We start from the raw sequence: 18,465 nt of genomic DNA, 5'->3' as shown, positions 1-18,465 counted from the left end.
TGACAGCGGAAGCGCCTGGGGCGTGCAGGCCGTGCTGGGCGTTTCGCGCCAGGCAGGCGAGCATCTGCGGCGCTTCGCGGATCTGAGCCGCGCCGCCTTCGGGGCGGTCTCGCTGAAGAAGGCGAATGGCCGCCGCCGCGAGGTCTCGCCGCGGGCCACCGCGCCGGGATCGGCCTGGCCTACGGGTTCTGAGCCCTTCAGCCCGCGCGCCCGGCCGCCAGCAGCACCGGGCCGCTGGTGCCCTTCCCCAGCCGGTCGCCGTCATTGCGCAGCGGGCAGTCCCGATGCGAGAGGCAGCCGCAGCCGATGCAGCCGTCGAGCTTGTCGCGAAGTTCGGTCAAGCCGTCGATCCGCGCCTGGATCGCCGCGCGCCAATCCGCAACCATGGCGCCGACTTCCGCGGCGCTGGCCGCGCGGCCCGGCGGAATCGGCCGCAGGAGCTTCGCGATCTCCGCCAGCGGGAATCCCAGATCCTGCGCCACCCGGATGATCGCGATCCGCCGCAGGATGTCGCGCGAATAGCGCCGCTGGTTGCCTTCGCTGCGATCGGCCGAGATCAGCCCCTTCCGCTCGTAGAAATGCAGGGCGGAGACGGCGACCCCGCTGCGCCGCGCGACCTGTCCGACCGTCAGCATCCCGGCCCGTTCCGCCCGCTGTTCCATGCATCTTCCAATCCTTAACCTTCGTCCAGGTTTTACGCGGCGGGTGTTGCGGCAGCAAGGCCGCCCTGGCCCGCCAGGCGCCACCCCGGGCGGCTGCGGTTTCCGGAGGGAGCCTCCGATTTCAAGATCTGGCCCGCCCTAAATAATGTGCTTTTTTGCACATCATTCTGGCCATTTTTTGATCTTTGCTGCGTGAGTTCACAAGTCTAAATCCTGTCTTGTCCAAGGCGGCACAGACACCCGCCACCAGGCGCCGGGTTCCGGCGCACTCAAGGAAAAGAAAAATGAACAGCAAATTTGCAGCCATCGCCGCCCTCGCCATCGCCGCCACGGGCTTCGCCGCAACCGCCAATGCCTCCGACCAGCTGGCCCGGTCGATCGGCGTCCAGCCCGGCCTCTACAGCACGTCCCAGCTGGTCCAGCTGCGCGAGGCAATCGAGGATGGCGACAGTGCCCGCGTGGCCTTCATCGTCGACGGACCGTCTGCCGCCGCCGACCCGAGCGCGCAGCTGGCAACCAGCCTCGGCGTTGCGCCGGGCAGCCTCTCTTCCGCCGATCTCGCAGCGCTGAAATCCGCCGTCGAGCAGAACAAGGCGAACCGGATCGCCGCCCTGACAGCCCCGCGCGAGATCGTCTCCCGCGACGCCGCCGCCGCTTCGGAGAACAGCCAGCTGGCCGCAGCCCTCGGCGTCGCGCCGGGGACCCATGACACGGCAACGCTCGCCGCGCTCTACCTCGAGGCAACCGGCGCAGGCGACGACTGATCCGGCACTATCCCGGCCCCGCACAGGCGCCCCTCGCTGCGCGTGCGCGCGGGCCGGAGGCGCCCGCCCGACAGGGCCGGGGCAGCGGATTTCCCCGAAGGAAGACGTTCCCGCCTCCGGCCGGAACCGGAAGACGGCCCCGCGAGCATCGCCGCGGGGCCGTTTCGTGCGCGTCGCCAGCAGCCGGACCCGCCCGTGACCACGATCGGCCCGGCGCTCTCCGGGACGGCGTGAGCCGGAGAACAGGCCCCGACACGGGATGACAAGAAACAGTCCAGCCGCGACCGCGGCCGGTGGCATGTACCCCGCCCCCGGGCAAGGTCCCCCAATGCAGGATCGCAGGACATCGCCGGAACGCGGACATCCGCACAATTCACGCCTCCGAAGGTGGTCCGGCAAGCCAAAGCCGCCGATCCGGCACGGCGCCTGCGGGACTGCGGCCGCCGCAACTTCCGCGGCGGCGGCTTGGCGGCCTGTCCGGGACTGCCAGCCGGACCGATGCCCGCCCGGCCGGAGACGCAGGCGGGCCGGACCCGCAGGACGCCAAGGCAGTCACCGCGATCCCAAGGGCGCGGCCTATCCGCGCAAGCCGCCTCGTGACGGCAAGCGCGCGGCAGGCCATCCCCTTTGCCGGCGCGGCGCGCGGGCCAGGCCCGATAGGGCGGAATGGCCCCTGCACCGCGATGCGTCCCGGTGGATCGCGCGCCGGCAGCCCGGCCCCGGTTGCCCTTGCAGGGCCCGCCCGGGGGCGGAGATCTCGGCCCGGAAACACGGTATTCGGGACGGAGCGCGGCGGCGACTCGGTCGCCGGCACCACGTCACGGAACGAAGAGAGACAGACATGAACACGCTGAAATTCCTGCGCGTCGCGGGCAACGACCTGCCGCTCCCGGCCTATGCGACCCCGGGCGCGGCAGGAATGGACCTGCGCGCCTGCCTGCCCGGCGGACCGGTCGAAATCCTGCCCGGCGAGGTCGCGCTGATCCCGACGGGCTTCGTCGTCGAGCTGCCGTCCGGAACGGAAATGCAGATCCGGCCGCGCTCGGGGCTGGCCACGCGCCACTCGGTCCTGATCCCGAACAGCCCCGGCACGCTGGACGAGGACTACAGGGGCGAGGCGAAAGTTGCGCTCCTCAACGCCGGCCGCGCTGCCTTCACGGTCAGCCATGGCGACCGGATCGCGCAGGCCGTCATTGCCGACGTGCGACGCCCGGAGATCGTCGAGGTCGACTCGGTTTCCGGTACCGAACGCGGCGCCGGAGGCTTCGGCTCGACCGGCGTGGCCTGAGGCCGGACCGGCAGCGGCCCAGAGCACCGGTCCCCGGGCGCGCTGCCCGCGATGAGCGGCGCGTTCCGGGGGACGGAAAACCCCGGCGCGAACGGACATGCCCGGGTGTCCTGCCCGACCGCAGGTTCCTCTGGCCCGGACCGGAGGCAGACCGGGCACCCCGTCAGCAGGGACCGCTCCCTGCCTGCCTACGCCTCCGGCGGGCCGCACCGCGCGCTTCCGGCCGTCGCGCCGGTGTCCTGAGCGGCAGCAGGGCAGCGCCGGGCCGCTTGCGGAGCGGAGACGCGCGCCTTGGCCCGGAGTCCGTCCATCCCGCAGTGGCGCGGCTTCCCCGGATCTGGCCGGGAGGTCCTGCGGCGCGCTCCCCCCATGCGCAAGCGCAGACAGCGCGCCGCGCGCGGATGCTGCAGCCATCGGACGCGCCGCCCGGGCGCAAGCCCCGCGGAGAATGACGGGCGACCGCGGATGCCCTCCGCAAGGCAAGGTCCGCCACGGCCGCGCCGAAAACCTTCCGCGGAAATGCCGCCGGACCGGCTGAACCCGCATGCCGCATAGCTCTGAGACGCTTCGGCCGCGGAAAGCAGCGCTGCCGCAGGCGCCGCCAGCCGGAAGGTGCGGCGGGCCGCATTGCGGGCAGACAGCCGCGAAGCTAGCCTGGCACCGAGCCATCGGCCGGCATCGGCGTCCACCGGCGGCAATCCATCACGACGCCCAATCCGGGGAAACTTGAAGCCCATGTCGAGCATCCTGGCAGGAGTTTGGCCCGAGATAGCGCCCTGGCTGCCCTTCGCAGCCGCCCTGGCCATCGGCTGGACCGGGCGGAAGCTGGCGGCTTTGCCGTTCCTGGCCGTCGCCGCGATCCTCGCCTGGCAGTCCGGCGCCCTCGGCCTGCCCTCCATCCTGATCTTCGCCGCATGCCTGGCCGCATCGGCGCAAATCCCGCGGTTGCCGCCGGGAGCCAGGCCCTTGGGCCATGGCCTGCTGATCCTGGCCTGCCTCGCCTTCGGATTGGGGCTGGTGCCCGGCGCGGACAGGCTGACCATCGCGGCCGATTTCCGGACGGGACCGGCCAGCCTCCCGTTCAGCTACGGCATCGGACTGGAGAAGCCGTTCGCGTTCTTCCTGCTGCTCTTCGGGCTGCCCGACCTGCTGGCCCGCACGCAGGGGCCCTATGGCAAGCTCATGGGCGCGGCCCTTGCCATTCTCGCGGGCCTGTTCCTGCTCGCCCTTTCGGCGGGCACGCTGCGCTGGGAAGCGTCGTTCCCCGGCTGGCTGCCGATCTTTGCCGTCGGCAACCTCCTGCTGACCTGCCTGCCGGAGGAGGCCTTCTTCCGGGGCTACATCCAGCGGCGGCTCTCCGCGCGCCTGGGCATCTGGCCCGGGCTGGCACTCTCCGGCCTCCTGTTCGGACTGGCCCATCTCGGCGGCGGAGCCGTGCTCGCCGTCTTTGCGGGCCTGGCAGGACTGGCCTACGGGCTGGCCTTCCAGTTCGGCGGCGGCCTGCGGGCTGCGGTGCTCTTCCACTTCGGGTTCAACATGGCGCATCTCCTGCTGTTCACCTACCCGGCGGCGATCGGCTGAGACAGCGCGCGGCCAGCGGCGGCGCAACTCCGGCGAGATCAGGATTTGCCTATCTCCCGCGGACCCGGCATCCTGGGCGGGCCGGCGGTCCCTTCGCTGCCGCCTTGTCGGCCGGAACGGGACCGCCCCGGCGCAGCCTGATCCATGGAGCCCTGCCATGACCGACACCCGCATTCCCATCCGCCGCCTCGGTGGCGCGCTGGCCCTCTTCCTCCTGGCGGCAGTCCAGACGATGGCAGAACCCGCCACCCTCACCGGCACGGTCACCTATCTCGAGCGCATCGTCCTGCCGCCGGACGCGACGGTCGAAGTCAAGCTGCAGGATGTCTCGCGCGCCGACGCGCCCGCGCTGACCATTGCGGAAACCAGCTTCGCACCGGAGACGCAGGTGCCGGTCGCCTTCGCCCTCGGCTATGACAGCAGCGCGATCGACGAGCGGCACCGCTACGCCCTGCGCGCGCGGATCCTGGCCGGAGACCGGGTGCTGTTCCTGACCAAGCGGCATTTCGGAGTCCTCACCGGGGGCGAGGACAGCACCGATATCCTGGTCGAACGGGCCGCGGCCCAGCCCGCCTCGCCTGCCGGGCTCTGGCTGGCGGAGGAAATCGGCGGGGACGGCGTGATCGACCAGCTCCGGACGGTCCTCGAGATCGCCGCCGACGGCACGGTGTCCGGATCGGGCGGCTGCAACAGCATCTCGGGCCAGGCGACGGTTTCGGGCAGCGGCATCGCCTTCGGCCCGGTCGCGGCGACGCGGAAGCTCTGCCCCCCCGCCATCATGGACCAGGAGGAGAAGTTCCTCCGCGCCCTAGGCCTGGCGGCGTCCTGGAGGATCGACCCCGAACTGCATCAGCTCATTTTGATGGACGGCACCGGCCAGCCGATCGCCGTGCTCTCGCGCCTCTGACAGAGGAGGGTCGCCGCGTGGCAGGCGCTGCCCGCGGCCCCGCCATGCGGGCGAAGGCGTCCCGGCCTTCGTCCCCGCGGACCTTGCGGCCCGCAGGCCGCATACCGGGCATGGTCCCCCGGCCCAACCTTCCGCAGCCAGCCTGGACTGGCGCGAGGAGCTTTCGGAACCGTTGCCACGGCCGACGCCGCCTTCCCAAAGGATACCCTGGCGGAATGAGCACGTTGCCGCTGCGGGAGCCGACGAGACCCGTGCCGGCGACGGTCCCCAGAACCTTCGGCGGGGCCGCCCCGGCATGGGCATCTCCGCTGAAACGCGGCGACTGCGCCTCCGCGGCAACCGGCACAGGACCGGTTGCAAGATCGGCAATGCGGGCTGCCTTCGGCATGGCAGGAGCGACATGGCTCGGGCCGCAGCGGCGGAGAACCGGCCCTTGGCCGATGTGCCGGGGCCGGGCGCGGCGGAATTGATGCCCGGCGATCCGCGGACGGCCCCGCCGCTATGGAAGCCGGGCGACAGAGGAACCGGGCTTGCCGTGATCGGGAAGGCAGGCGGTCTGCCGGACCTGCGCCGCGTTGGGTCGGGCACCGATGCAACCGCGGGGCACCGGCAACATCCGGCAACCGGCACCTGGTCCGCGCAGCCGCATGGGCACGAGGGCCGTTTCACCGGCCGCGGAACGGGCTGGTCCGGAAGGATGGACACTGGCGGCACCGTCCTGCCGGCCGCAAGCCCGCACCATCCATATGCATCCCATTCCCGCTGCCCTGCGGAACGGGTTTCGACAATGCCTCGCCCTGCGTAGTGCCGTCCCGCGCCCGGAGCGGGGGATGCAACCTGCGAGCCCGCCGCCGAAGCGCCGTTTGCGCCGGCACGCGGGCGCGCCAGCCAATCCGGACGGCCGCACATGTCGTTGGCCGTCGCCGCGATGGCGGCATTGCCTCGCCGCAACCCGGGTTGTCCCGAGGCAAAAGGCAGAGGTGATATGGCCGGGCTGCCGGTCACCCCGGCCGCCGGAGCCTGCACGGTTCCGGCGGCCGCGCATCCGCTCGATGCCCTGACCCATGCGCCGCGGCATCGGGGCCAATATCCCGGGCCGGGCGGAAGCCTGTCCGGGACGTCCCCATGGCGGGCGTTCCGCCGAAGCGCGCGAGCCCGACACCTTCTGCCAGACCCGTTCCGGCGGGCCGGACAGCGCCCGGCCCCCGCACGGCATTGCGGCACCGGAACGCCGCGGAAACGCGCCTCCGGGCCGACAGGGGGCCGCTGCGGGCACTTCCCGCCAAGGCCTCACGCGGCAGTGACCGTGACATCGCGGGCCCGCTCCGCCCGGAGTTCCTCCGCGTGCCGCTCTGCCGCCCTGAAAATCTGCGGCCCTGCAAGCCGCGCAGCCAGCACGGCCGCGCCTCCGATGACGGCGGCGCCCGCAAGCGCGAGAAGGCCCAGGCCGAGCCCCGCCGCCATCGCCAGCGCAACGAGAAGTCCTGCAATCGCGGTCCTGATCCTGTCCATGTCCGGTCTCCCTTGTTCCATGGTGACGTCGATGAATCCGATCTAGAGGCCGCACCTCACGGGCGCCTCTTGCCGAGTTTGCAAATGTGTAAGCTTTGTCGACCCCGCATCCGGCCCGCAGGGCGGCCGACCGCCGTCCGGCGCGCGCCTGCCGCACGGCACCGCAAGGGACGTCCGGGACAGGCCCGAATTGGAACGTCTCGCTGCCCCGGCTGGTTCCGGCCGTGCGCTGGGTCTGCCGGCCTGAGATGCGCGGGGCGGACGGAACATGTCATCGGCCTGCTGGCGGCAGGGGCCCCGGGGCCAAGCCGTCAGAACAGGTGCAGGCGCCGCATCAGCAGCAGGACCAGAATGCCCACCCCCGCCAGCAGGCCGCTGAAGACCCAGAAGCCGAACGGCCAGCCCGCGCCCGGCATGCCGCCGAGATTGATCCCCATCAGCCCGGTCAGGAAGCCGAGCGGCAGGAACACCGCGGAGATCACTGACAGGATGTAGAGGTTGCGGTTGGTGCGGTCCGCACGCGCCGCCTCCAGCTCGTCGCGCATCGTCTGGAACTGGTCGCGCAGCGCGTCGAGCGTTTCGATCACCCGGCTGAGCTGGTCATGCTGCTCGGCGATCAGCTGCCGGTCGCCGCCGTCGATCCAGTCCAGCCCGGCGCGCAGGATCGCCTGCACCGCGTCGCGCTGCGGCGACAGGAAGCGGCGCAGCTCGATCAGTTCCAGCCGCAGCCCGGACAGCTCGCTGCCGAGTTCGGGCCGCGGATCGGCCACGACCAGCGCCTCCAGCCGCTCGGCGCGGTCCTCGAGATCGGCGACCTGCGTCTCGATCCGGTCGGTCAGCTCCTCCACCAGCTGCGCCAGCAGGTCGCCCGACCGCTCCGGCCCCTGCCCGGAGGCGACGCGATCCGCCACCGCGCGCACGGAGCGCAGGGGCCGCCGCGACAGCGACACGATGCGGTGCGGGTCGATCCACATCCGCACGGAGACCATGTCGCCCGGATCGTCGCCTTCGTTGAAGTTGATGCCGCGCAGGTTCACGAGCAGCCCGCCGCCGATCCTGACGGCGCGCGGCCGGGTCAGCGGCTCGGTCAGCGCGTCGCGCACAGGCGCGTCGAGATAGGCCATGTGGCGGTCGATCCAGGCATCGCTGGCCGGATCCGACGCAGACAGGTGCAGCCAGGCCGGAGCCTCGGCGCCAAGCGCCGCGGCGATCTCCGCATCTGTCGCGATCGGATGGCCGCGTTCCGGACCGGAGAGGCTGTAGGCGAAGAGGATATGCGGGTCCAACGTATCATCCTGGCTGTGCGCGCGCGGCAGGACGGGCCCGGCCGCAGGGAACAATGCATGGCGGCCGCGGCTTGTTCCCGGGGAGGCAGCCAAGGAGGCAGAGCGCGCCATGTTCGACGTCATTGCCGGGATCATGGGGGCGTTGGGCTATGCGGGAACCGCTGTGCTGATGTTCCTGGAGAACCTGTTCCCGCCGATCCCCTCCGAGCTTGTCATGCCGCTGGCCGGGTTCGAGGCCGCGCCCTCCGCCCGCAGGCTCGCCGCCATGATCCTGGCCGGCACCGCAGGATCCCTGGCGGGCGCGGCCTTCTGGTACTGGGTCGGACGGAAGCTCGGCGCACAGCGGCTGAAGGCGCTGGCGGCGCGGCACGGCCGCTGGCTCACGATCGCACCCGGCGACGTCGACCGCGCCTCGGACTGGTTCGCGCGGCATGGCCGGGCAGCGGTGCTGATCGCCCGGCTCGTGCCCGGCGTCCGGACCTTCATCTCGGTGCCGGCCGGCCTCGCGCGGATGCCCTTCGGCGAATTCCTGGCCTGGTCGGCCATCGGCACGCTGGCCTGGACCGGCCTCCTGGCTGCCGCAGGCTGGTGGCTGCAATCCGGCTATTCCCGCGTCCAGGCCTGGCTCGACCCGGTCTCGACCGCCGTGGTGGCGGCGATCGCCGGGCTCTATCTCTACCGCGTCGCGACCTTCGGACGCCGGCTGCGCCGCAGGGAAGGCTGAGCGGCCGCCGCCGCTCCCTCCGGCGCCTGCAACCAGGCTCCGGACCGACCTGCGGCGTGCAGGCAACCGCCCGCAGGATTCCGGGAAAGACCGGCCAACGGAACTCGAGCCCGATCTCTGCGCTCGCGTCGGTCCGGCGAGGCAATGCACGCCGAGCACGCGTGCGCACATGCCTCGAGTCACGCTCTTCCGCCGTGGTGACGGACCATGCCGCGCCGGGCCTCCGCCGATAGCCGCCTTCGGGCGCAGTCTCCGGCACCAGAAATGCTGAGCTACGGCGCCCCTTCACCCCGGAGGCTGCACGCAAGCGTCGGGCAGGCGGGGATGGCGCAGGCAATCTTCACCGCCCGGCTCAGGAAAAGACCAGCAATCGGAACTCCGGACCGGGGCGGATCCTTCCGGTCCCCGCGGACTGGCGAGGGCCTTCACGGCGAGCACGCACGCAACTTCGCTCGATCCGGTCTCTTCCGCAGTGGTGACGGACCATGCCGCTCCCGATATCTGCCGTATTGCCGCCTTACGGTGCCAAGAGTGGGAGCTGCGGGCACTGCGCTCCCCGGCAGCTGCGCCCAGGCGTCGGGCGGGCCAGCGCTGCGGCGGCAAACACTGCCCGCCGGGGTCCGGGAACGCCCTCGCAGCAGCGCACTCGCCCAAGCCCGGCCTCCGGCCGAGCTGGGCAGGCGGAGCCATGCCCGCCGGGCCCATATCCAAGCTGGGTCGACCGGGCATCTTCCGTCGCAGCGACGGGGGCATGCCGCGACCGGTCTCCACCTTCGGGCGCCTGTTGCGTTGCCGGGAAGGCTGAGCCACCGCCGCCCCTGCGCACCGGCGGCTGCGCCTCGGCGTCGGGACGACCTGCGCCGCGCTGGCAAACGCCCTCCGCCGGGGTCCGGAAAGACCCTGCTGCCGACGCGCTGGCCCTGGCCGGTCTGCTCCGGCCGCGGCGGGCCGGTGGCTGGCGTCCGGATGTGTCCCCGCGCGGCTTCCCGCGCCACGGCAACCGGACAGACCGCAATCCGCGGCTGCTACATGGCGACCTTCGGACAGGGACGCCGTCGCGGCGGCTGCGGCCAGGCCTCGAGAAGGCCCGCGCCCAGCACCAGCGCCGCGCCGGCAATCTCCGCAGGCAGGAGCGGCTCGCCCGCGAACAGCGCGGCGCTGGCGGCGGCCACGAGGATTTCCGCCATCAGCAGGATGCCGGTGCGGGCCGGTTCCAGCCGTGCCGCGGCCCAGAGCAGCGCCGAGGCCGAAAGCCCCCACCACAGCCCCCCGGCGGCAAGAGCCCAGGCCAGCGGTTCCGCAAGCCCGCCCGCGCCCTGCGGCAGCGGACCCAGCACCGGCGCCAGCAGCGCCGCCGTGAGTGCCGCGCCCGCAGCCAGCGCGAAGGCAGAGACGGCAGGCGGCAGCGCGGGCCGGACATGCATCGCGGTCGTGGCAACCGACCAGAGCATCCCGGCGGCAAGTGCCATCCATTCCCCGGCACCGCGCGGCCAGGGCGCGCCGCCCCCGGCGCCCAGCATCGCGGCCAGGCCGCAGAACCCCGCCAGCATCGCCGCGATCCGCAGGGGCGGGGTCCGCCAGCCCATGGCCACCTGGCCGATCAGCGTGCTCCAGACCGGCGTCAGGAAATAGAGGAGCACGATGACGGCAACGCGCCCCTCGACCATGCCGACCGAATAGAGGGCGAAAGCCGCGCCGCCGAGCGCCGTGGCCGCCACGGCGGCCGCATCCGCCCGCGCCCCCCGCCGGAGGGCGTTCAATGCCAGGGGGCCGAGCAGCACGGCCGCCGCAGCGGTGATGGCGAGCGTGCCCCAGGCGCCCGGCAGCCCGGCGGCGGCCAGGGCCCGCACCGGGATCCAGTAGAGCCCCCAAAAGGCGCCCGTGACGATGACGACCATGCCCGCCAGGCGCGGTCCTGCCTCTTGTGCCATGCGGCCTCCTGCAGCTCCGTGACGTCGGATGATCTTCCCCCTCTCTCCCGGAACGGCCCTTTTCGCAAATGCTTTGATCTTCCGCCGGAAAACAGATTATCTTCCTTCCCATGTCGGACTGGCTGCCTTCCCTGAATGCCCTGCGCGCCTTCGAGGCGACCGCGCGCCACCTGAGCTTCCTGCACGCGGCCGAAGAGCTGAACGTCACGCCCTCGGCCGTGAAGCAGCTGGTGCGCCGGCTCGAGGCGGCGCTCGGCACGCCGCTGGTGGAGCGCGACGGCCGCGGGCTGCGGCTGACCGCAGCGGGATCGGAGGGGCTGGCGGAACTAGCACAGGGCTTCGGCCTGCTCGCCCGCGGCGTGGCGCGCATCCGTGCGCATGACGGGCGTCGGCGGCTGGTGGTCAGCGCCGAGCCGTCCTTCGCCGCCGCCTGGCTGGTGCCGCGGCTCGAGCGCTTCCGCCGGGACTTCCCGGGCACCGATGTCCTGATCGACACCTCCCTGGCCCTCGCCGACCTGCAGCGCGGAGATGCCGATGTCGCGATCCGCTTCGGCGCCCGGCCGGAGGAAGGGCTGGTAGCACAGCGGCTGTTCCGCGAGGAACTCTCGGCCTTCTGCAGCCCGGCGCTGGCCAGCGGTCCCGATGCGATCCGCGCGCCCGCGGATCTTGCCCGCGTGCCGCTGATACATTGGGACATGGCCGCTCTCGGCCGGGACTCGGCAACGCGGGAACTGATGGCATGGGCGCCCTGGCTGCGGCGGCTCGGCGTCCGCCTTCCGGAGACGGCCGCAGGGCTTGCCTTCCGCGACTACAACCTTGCGCTGCAGGCGGCGATCGCAGGCCAGGGCGTCGTGCTGGGCAGCCGTCCGGTGCTGCAGGATGCAATTGCCGCGGGGCTTCTGGTCGAGCCCTTCCCTGCAACGGTCGCGACCGATCTGGGCTACGACGCGGTCGCGACCCCGGCCGCGATGGCCCGGCCCGACGTTCGCGATTTCCTGTCCTGGATTGCCGCAAGCGCTGCAGCCGCCGCCTAGCCCCGCGCGCGCCTGCGGCAGGCCTGGACGGCGCGGTCCAGGCCCTCCGCCGTGCCTTGGTCCCGCCGCGGGACGCGCCCTCTTCCGGCGGGACCGCTGGACCGGGCTGGCAGGACAGACAGACGGAAGCAGCGTCGTCCGCTTCCTGCCGCCGGGAGCCCGCTGCAAGGGGCGCCGGCCGGTCCGCCGCATTGCGCGACAGGCGCAGCCACCACCCGGAAGGCCTGCGGCTCCATCCCGCCCCGGGTGCCGCTCCAGGGCACGGCGATGGAGGCGGCCCCGGCGAACCTGCCCAGCCGCATCACCGCGCTGGCGGCGAAATCATGCCGCTGGCTGCTGCCTCTGCGCACCGTCCGGCTGGCGGGACTGCGCCCAGGCGAGGCCTTGGGAGGTTCGGCCATGACCGGGGCCTCCCCGGACCGCGGCATGGACCCTGCCGTCCCTGTCGCCGGACGGGGACCGGGCAAGACGGGAAACCGCGCCGCCTCCAAGCCAACTCGTTCCGCGTGCAGGCCCTTGCCCGGCGGTCCGGGCCGGGCAACCTCCGGGAACCGAGGCCAAGGGCGATGCCGTCCCGGCCGAAGTGCCTGCACCGCATCGTTGAAGCCGCGCATCCGGCAGAGGAAATCCCGCGGCGGCCCGCCCGGGCGATGACCGGACGCTCAATGCGCCTTCACGACCTTGGGGGCCGTCCATTCGCCCTTCAGGGCGGCGTCATCGGGCCAGTAGAGCCGCAGCGCCATCCAGAACGGCCCCTCGGGCGCGGGCAGCCAGTTCGACTCCTTTCCGTCTCCGGGCGGCTGGTTCTGGACGTAGATCGTCAGCGACCCGTCATCGTCCATCGCCAGACCCGGCAGCATCGGCGAGTTGATCAGGTAGCGCTTGATCGGGTTCGCCACGAGCAGGCTCTGCGGCAGGTCGTACATCGTCACCGACCAGAAGGCCTTGACCGGGGGCAGCTGGCCCTTGGGAAAGGTCACCGTATAGGCATTGGCGCCCGACAGGCCCTGGCCGCCGGAATCGACCTGCAGCGCCGGATACAGCGCCTCCTCCGGCGAATTGCCGTAGATCCCCAGGATCACCGCGGCCATGCGGTACATCCAGTTCCCGCCGATCTTCGCCCGCGTTCCGAACAGATCGGCCGAAGTCACCTTGCCGGTCTCGATCTGCGTCTTCTTGAAAGTGCCGAAAGCGTCCCAGGCATCGGACATCCCTGCCTTCACTGCCGCGAGGATTTCCGGCGGCAGCTTGGCGGCATCGAAGCCCGCTTCCGTGCCGATGCCGAGCCTGGCCATCTCGGCGCGGATGTCCTTCTCGGCCTCCGGAACCGGCCCCAGCTTGAGCGTCAGGTCGAGGATCTCGAAGAATTTCGGATCGGTGCGCTCTTCCTTCTGGGCGACCGGCACCAATGCCTGCGTCACCGGGTGAGCGACCGTGACCCGGGTCGGCAGGACGTTCGGCTTCTCCAGCGGCGGCGCCTCCGCGCCCGCAGCGGACTGGCCGAGAAACGCCGCGAGCGGCTGGACCCCGTAGCCCGACTGGATCTTCTTCACGTTGTCCAGATCGTCCGGCCCCATCATCTGGGTCCGGTAGATCACGAGCGCGAACTCGGTCTCGGACCGCAGCACCTTGTCGATCCCTGCCGGAGCGTCGCCGGACCAGCCCGGCCCGGCCAGCAGATAGGTTCCGCCGCCGTTGCCGGTGGTCCGGCTGCCGACATAGTCGAAATTGAACGTGTAGGCGTCGATGAACTGCAGGGAATAGTAGCGGCCCTTTTCGATTTCGGGCACCCTCAGCACGAGCGGCCCCGCGCGCAGGTCGGCGCCGAGCATCGAATAGGGCGTGTCGGAATTCGGCGTCTGGATCGCGGTGTCCTCGGGCGTGTAGAGACGCGCGATATTGATCAGCGTGTTCCACGGGCCCTTGTATTCGGCGCCGCTGCCGTCGACGAAATAAGTGTACTGGATGCGGTAGTTCTCGACCAGCGGATAGCCGTAGACATAGGCGTCCCTGGCAATGGCGCGCGCCTCGCCGGGCGTGATGTCCGGGGCCTGGGCCCGGGCGGAAGACGCGGCCAGGGCCAGCCCGGCAGCGGCCGAAGCCAGGCTCCGCAAGAGAAAGGTTCGCTTGTCCATGTGATCCTCCCGTCAATTTTCACGGCATTTTATTTTCCGCACATGATCCGCGGCGCCGGGCCCCTGTCGTTGCGCTGGATCATATGCGGCACCGCCACGCAGATTCGTCCGCGGCCCCGCGCAGCCGCGCAGGGACCGCATGCGGGGCAGCGGCGGCCGGGACCGCCGTCAGGCGCTGCCTTCGCCGCCGTCGGCAGAACCGCCTCGGCGGAAGTCCAGCCGGACAGCCGCGCCGCCGCCCGGGGCATCGCCGATTTCGATCCGTCCGCGATGCGCGGCCATGATCGTCCGGGCGATCGCGAGGCCGAGGCCCGCCCCGCCGCCATCGCCCGGGGCGAGCCGCCGGTGGCGCTGCAGCACCTCGGCGCGCCGCTCCGGCGGAATGCCCGGGCCGGAATCGCGCACGCAGATCTGCGCGCCCGGACCGCAGGACACGGCGACCTCGCTGCCTGGAGGGCCATGCTGGAGCGCATTCTCCACGAGATTCCGCAGGGCGCGGCCGATGGCATCCGCATGGCCGCGGACAGGCAGCGGACCGGGCGCGGGCCGGAAGGCGATGCTGCGCCCGCGCGCGACCGCAAGCGGCGCCAGATCCGCCACCACCCCGGCCGCGATCGCCGCCAGGTCCGCCTCCGCCCCGGCCGGGATCTCCAGAGCGTCGGCATGCGACATGTCCAGCATCTGGCTGATCAGCCTCCGCATCGCCTGAAGATCGTACAGCAAGGCCTCGCGCGCGGGTCCGGGCGGCAGCGCCCCGGCATTGAGCATGGCGATCGACAGCGGCGTGCGCAGCTCGTGCGCCGCGTCGGCCGCGAAATCCTGCAGCGCGCGCACCGACTGCTCGATCCGCGCCAGCATGCGGTTGACCGAGGCGACCAGCGCCTCGACCTCGCGCACCGGCCGGGCGGGCGGCGCGATGCGCTGGCCGACCTGCGCCGGGTCGATGCGGTCGACCGTGGCCATGACCGCCTCCAACGGCTTCAGCGCGCTGCGCACCGCACCGAAATTGAACAGCAGGTAGAGCCCCGAGAGCAGCACCAGCGGAAAGATGACATGGACCCGTATCTCGTCGGCGATGACCGGAACGAAGGGGCGGAACCCCTCGCCGGAGATCGCCAGCCCGATCCAGAGCGGCTGGCCCGCCAGCGCGATCCGCCGCGTGCCCGACAGCAGGAACCGCGCGCCGTGCTGCTCCCGCTGGGTGCGGATCACCACGAAGGAGGCGGGCGGCTCGTCGGCGACGCGCAGCGTGCCGTCGTCATGGCGAAGGACGATGTTGCCGACCGAGTCATGGATCAGGAAGGCGCGGGTGGTGCCGCCGGCGAAGGGCTCCGGCACCGCCCGCGGATCGGCAAGCTCGGGCCCCTCCGGAGCGGCAACCAGCGCCGCCGCGATGCGCCCGGCCTCGGCCGTGACCAGCAGCTCGTCCAGCGCGTTCGGGTTGCGGACGTAGATCCACAGGACGCTGAGCAGCTGGATCGAGAAGAACAGCAGCGCCACCAGCCCCAGCCGGATGGTCATCCGCACCCGGAGCGGACGGGCCCGCCGTGCGGCCGCGCCGGTCACGGCCGCTCCGCCGCGGCCAGCATGTAGCCGATGCCGCGCACCGTGTGCAGCCCGGCAGCCGAACCGGCCTGCGCCAGGTGGCGGCGCAGGCGGGAGACGACGGCCTCCAGCGCGTTCGGCGTCACCTCGGACGCCAGGGCATAGAGCGCCTGCTCGATCGCGGGCTTGCCCACCACCTGGCCGCCCCGGCGCAGGAGCAGTTCCAGCAGGTCGGTCTCGCGCGGCGGCAGGTGCACCGGCTGCCCGGCCACCGCCACGCGGCGCGCCGCGCAGTCCAGCTCGATATCGCCGAAGCTCAGCACCGGACCGAGACAGGCGGCGGGACGGCGCAGCACCGCCCGGCAGCGCGCCAGCAGCTCGCGCAGCTCGAACGGCTTGACCAGGTAGTCGTCGGCACCCGCGTCCAGCCCCCGCACCTTGTCGTCGAGCCCCGACCGCGCGGTGACCATCAGCACCGGCGTGAGGCAGCCGCCCCGGCGGAGCCGCCGCATGAAGGCGGCCCCGTCGCCGTCTGGCAGGCCCAGATCGAGCAGGATCAGGTCATAGGGCACCGCCTCGGCGGCCGCCTCCGCCGCTGCCAGCGTCGCGGCAGGATCGGCGGCGAAGCCCGCCGCCGAAAGGCCGGCGACGATCAGTTCGGACAGCCTCGCGCTGTCCTCAACCAGCAGGACCCGCATGCCCGGCCTCCCCGGGCCGCTCCGCCCGCTTGCGGCCGTCGACCATCGACCAGATCAGGTTCTCGCGGTGGCGGAAGCTCTCCAGGACAGCCGCCGCCGCATGCAGCAGAGCCATCCAGACCAGCAGATCGGCCAGGATCGCGTGGAGATCCTCCACCCAGATCACCCCCCAGAACATGTCGAGCTTCTGCATCCATCCGGTCAGGCAGATCGCCGCCAGCAGCGCCATCAGCGCCAGCATCATCGCGCCGCCCGCCGGGTTGTGCCCGACATAGCGCGGATCGCGCCCGCGCAGCGCGGCCGCCAGGTGCCGCAGGACCCGGCCCGGCGGCGCGGCGAAATCGCGGAACCGCGCATGCCGCGTCCCGGCGAAGCCCCAGACCAGCCGCAGCGCCAGCAGGCCTGCAACGGCATAGCCGACATAGCGGTGCGCGGTCTTGCCGGGATCGAGCACCGCCTGGTTCAGGATGACGGCGGCCACGACGCTCCAGTGGAAGACCCGAACGAACGGGTCCCACACCCGGATCCGCCCGTTGCGGGCGGTACCCCAGCCGAGATCCGCCATCGTCAGTTCAGGTTCTCTTCGACAATCTCGCCGGTGACCGGGTTGAAATAGACTTCGGCCTTCACCCCGTCCTTGTTGTAGCCGTAGATCTCGTAGCAGCCGGTGGTCGAGGTCCGGAACACCTTGATCTCGCCATAGCCCATCTCGGCGATCTTCTGCTTCATCTGCGCCTCTGTCAGCCAGGCGGATTGCGGCTCGGCAGTGCAGGTCGGGCTGGCGGCGGCCGCCCCGGCGGCGAGGCACAGGCAGGGAACGAGGGCGGCCAGCGCGGCTTTCATGCGGGTCATGTCAGGATGTCCTTTCTCGGTCTGGAGGACGGCCCCGGAAGCAGGGCACGCCGCCACACTGGCGCAGCAGGCTGACAGCCACCTGACGGAGCCGCGGAAAAATTTCCGGGCGCCGTCAGGCAATTGTCAGCACCGCGTCCGAGGGTGGCCGTGCTGCCCCCAAAGGGCACCGTCCGCAACATGGAGCCTGACCTCATGAAACCTCTCCGCACCCTCCTGCTCGGCACCATCGCCGCAAGCCCGCTGGCCGGCTGCCCGGTCCTGGCCGGGAACGCGCTGGACCCGCAGACCGTCGAGAACCTGCAGACCGCCATGCATGGCGAGGCCTTCGCCAACCTGAAATACCTCGCCTATTCGGAATTCGCGCGCCGCAACGACAATCCCGAGCTGGCAGCGCTGTTCGCAGAGAACGCCAATGTCGAGGCCAACGAGCATTTCGACCGCGAAGCCGACGCGCTCGGCCTGGTCGCGGGCAACGAGGCCGACCTGCTCGACGCAATGGCCGGGGAGCATTACGAGAACACCGTCATGTACGTCCGGTTCGCGGATGAGGCAGCGGCCGCAGGCGACATGAAGGTCGCCGACATGTTCCGCCAGATCGCCGCCGACGAAGGCGACCACTACGCGTCCTACAAGGCCGCGCTCGACAAGCTGAAGGCCGCGGAATAGCGCGCCCTGCCCCGGCTTTCCCGTCGGGGCATCCCCGCCCGGCGGCGGGCTCCCGCGCCCGTCCCGCCGGACGGGCCGCCCCGGTATTGGGGGCGCCCCATCTGCCGGCGCAATGAAGGAGCGCCCGCCCTTTCAAGGCCCCTAAAAATGATTTGGATCAATGGATTGCCAGCAGTTTCCGCACAGTCCCGGTGCGGTGGCCGGTATTTATGCACCGGCAGAACCGGCCTAGAGTACCGCCACGACAACCAGCGATCTCACAGGAGACAGCAGAATGGCCGATATCTTCATTCCCCCGCGGGACCGCGCTCGTCATCCCGTTTCTCTCCCCGGTCTATTCGAAATTCGCCGAGCCCGTGGGCTGGCTCGGCTTCCGCCTGGCGGTCGGGCTCAGCCTCGTCGTCGCCGGCTGGCCCAAGATCGTCGCGCCGCTCGCCCAGTCGGGCTTCGTCGAGTCGCTCGGCATGTATCCGGGCTGGTTCTGGTCGCCGCTGCTGGCGGCAATGCAGTTCTTCGGCGGCATGCTGATCGCGGTGGGCTTCCTGACCCGTCCGATCGCCCTGGCAAATGCGGTGATGCTGCTGATCACGCTGTGGTTCCACATGATCCACCCCTATCCCGAGCCCTTCCTCACGGCCGAGGGCCTCGCCTACCTGACGGCCAATCCCGACCTCCTGACGCCGGGTGCGCAGGCCGCCCTTCTGGGCGACGGCGGCATGGCCTTCGGCGCCCGCATCCAGGAAAAGGCGATCTACGCGTCGCTCTTCTGGGCGGCCGGGGCAGCGCTGATCGCGGCCTTCGGCGGCGGCTACTTCTCGGTTGACCGGCACCTCGCCAAGGAGTTCTAGCCCGGCCCACATCCTGCCCCGGAACCGCG

General features: G+C 71.5%; 17 protein-coding genes. 8 read left to right on the top strand and 9 right to left on the bottom strand.

Features of this window, described 5'->3' with window-relative positions:
* Window positions 1–197: 197 nt before the first annotated feature.
* Window positions 198–662, bottom strand: coding sequence for a redox-sensitive transcriptional activator SoxR (gene soxR, locus HCC78_RS20565; RefSeq protein ID WP_172330673.1), 465 nt, complete (start codon window positions 660–662; stop codon window positions 198–200).
* Window positions 663–946: 284 nt separating this feature from the next.
* Between soxR and HCC78_RS20560 the strand changes: the two genes are divergently transcribed.
* The 4 genes from HCC78_RS20560 (at window position 947) to HCC78_RS20545 (ending at window position 5,202) form a co-directional block, all read left to right on the top strand.
* A complete protein-coding gene (locus HCC78_RS20560) occupies window positions 947–1,426 on the top strand; it encodes a hypothetical protein (protein WP_172330672.1) in 480 nt (159 codons plus the stop codon).
* Between the two features lie 841 nt (window positions 1,427–2,267).
* Window positions 2,268–2,714, top strand: a complete 447-nt coding sequence (gene dut / locus HCC78_RS20555; RefSeq protein ID WP_172330671.1) for a dUTP diphosphatase — start codon at window positions 2,268–2,270, stop codon at window positions 2,712–2,714.
* A gap of 735 nt (window positions 2,715–3,449) precedes the next feature.
* Complete coding sequence (locus HCC78_RS20550) at window positions 3,450–4,295, top strand: CPBP family intramembrane glutamic endopeptidase (protein ID WP_172330670.1); 846 nt, start codon at window positions 3,450–3,452, stop codon at window positions 4,293–4,295.
* A gap of 157 nt (window positions 4,296–4,452) precedes the next feature.
* Window positions 4,453–5,202 (top strand): YbaY family lipoprotein, encoded by a 750-nt coding sequence (locus HCC78_RS20545; protein WP_172330669.1) that lies wholly within the window; start codon window positions 4,453–4,455, stop codon window positions 5,200–5,202.
* A 1,290-nt stretch (window positions 5,203–6,492) separates the two neighbouring features.
* On the opposite strand, the gene HCC78_RS20540 is transcribed toward HCC78_RS20545, so the two are convergent.
* Window positions 6,493–6,714 (bottom strand): hypothetical protein, encoded by a 222-nt coding sequence (locus HCC78_RS20540; protein ID WP_172330668.1) that lies wholly within the window; start codon window positions 6,712–6,714, stop codon window positions 6,493–6,495.
* A gap of 311 nt (window positions 6,715–7,025) precedes the next feature.
* Window positions 7,026–8,000, bottom strand: a complete 975-nt coding sequence (locus tag HCC78_RS20535; RefSeq protein ID WP_172330667.1) for a zinc transporter ZntB — start codon at window positions 7,998–8,000, stop codon at window positions 7,026–7,028.
* Window positions 8,001–8,109: 109 nt separating this feature from the next.
* Between HCC78_RS20535 and HCC78_RS20530 the strand changes: the two genes are divergently transcribed.
* The gene (locus HCC78_RS20530) at window positions 8,110–8,724 is read left to right on the top strand and encodes a DedA family protein (RefSeq protein ID WP_172330666.1); all 615 of its coding nucleotides are present in this window, start codon (window positions 8,110–8,112) and stop codon (window positions 8,722–8,724) included.
* 1,025 nt (window positions 8,725–9,749) lie between these two features.
* On the opposite strand, the gene HCC78_RS20525 is transcribed toward HCC78_RS20530, so the two are convergent.
* A complete protein-coding gene (locus HCC78_RS20525; protein WP_172330665.1) occupies window positions 9,750–10,655 on the bottom strand; it encodes a DMT family transporter in 906 nt (301 codons plus the stop codon).
* Between the two features lie 110 nt (window positions 10,656–10,765).
* On the opposite strand from HCC78_RS20525, the gene HCC78_RS20520 reads away from it, so the two are divergent.
* Complete coding sequence (locus HCC78_RS20520) at window positions 10,766–11,689, top strand: LysR substrate-binding domain-containing protein (protein WP_172330664.1); 924 nt, start codon at window positions 10,766–10,768, stop codon at window positions 11,687–11,689.
* Between the two features lie 662 nt (window positions 11,690–12,351).
* Here HCC78_RS20520 and HCC78_RS20515 read toward each other — a convergent pair.
* The 5 genes from HCC78_RS20515 to HCC78_RS20495 form a co-directional block, all read right to left on the bottom strand.
* Window positions 12,352–13,824 carry a DUF1254 domain-containing protein gene (locus HCC78_RS20515; RefSeq protein ID WP_172330663.1) on the bottom strand — a complete coding sequence of 491 codons (1,473 nt, stop codon included), beginning with the start codon at window positions 13,822–13,824 and terminating at the stop codon, window positions 12,352–12,354.
* A 168-nt stretch (window positions 13,825–13,992) separates the two neighbouring features.
* A complete protein-coding gene (locus HCC78_RS34485) occupies window positions 13,993–15,390 on the bottom strand; it encodes a HAMP domain-containing sensor histidine kinase (RefSeq protein WP_216671240.1) in 1,398 nt (465 codons plus the stop codon).
* The gene (locus HCC78_RS20505; protein WP_172330662.1) at window positions 15,387–16,067 is read right to left on the bottom strand and encodes a response regulator transcription factor; all 681 of its coding nucleotides are present in this window, start codon (window positions 16,065–16,067) and stop codon (window positions 15,387–15,389) included. The genes HCC78_RS34485 and HCC78_RS20505 overlap by 4 nt, the downstream gene beginning before the upstream one ends.
* Window positions 16,048–16,632 (bottom strand): cytochrome b/b6 domain-containing protein, encoded by a 585-nt coding sequence (locus tag HCC78_RS20500; RefSeq protein ID WP_172330661.1) that lies wholly within the window; start codon window positions 16,630–16,632, stop codon window positions 16,048–16,050. The genes HCC78_RS20505 and HCC78_RS20500 overlap by 20 nt, the downstream gene beginning before the upstream one ends.
* Window positions 16,633–16,634: 2 nt before the next feature.
* Window positions 16,635–16,919, bottom strand: coding sequence for a PepSY domain-containing protein (locus tag HCC78_RS20495; RefSeq protein ID WP_216671239.1), 285 nt, complete (start codon window positions 16,917–16,919; stop codon window positions 16,635–16,637).
* Between the two features lie 195 nt (window positions 16,920–17,114).
* On the opposite strand from HCC78_RS20495, the gene HCC78_RS20490 reads away from it, so the two are divergent.
* The gene (locus HCC78_RS20490; RefSeq protein ID WP_172330660.1) at window positions 17,115–17,588 is read left to right on the top strand and encodes a ferritin family protein; all 474 of its coding nucleotides are present in this window, start codon (window positions 17,115–17,117) and stop codon (window positions 17,586–17,588) included.
* A gap of 356 nt (window positions 17,589–17,944) precedes the next feature.
* The gene (locus tag HCC78_RS20485) at window positions 17,945–18,436 is read left to right on the top strand and encodes a DoxX family protein (protein ID WP_371743873.1); all 492 of its coding nucleotides are present in this window, start codon (window positions 17,945–17,947) and stop codon (window positions 18,434–18,436) included.
* Window positions 18,437–18,465: the final 29 nt, after the last annotated feature.

It is taken from the genome of Mangrovicoccus sp. HB161399, from assembly GCF_013184745.1.
Taxonomy (GTDB): domain Bacteria; phylum Pseudomonadota; class Alphaproteobacteria; order Rhodobacterales; family Rhodobacteraceae; genus Mangrovicoccus.
The sequence above is the reverse complement of the archived record's forward strand: the minus strand, read 5'-3'. Positions and strand labels throughout refer to the sequence as shown.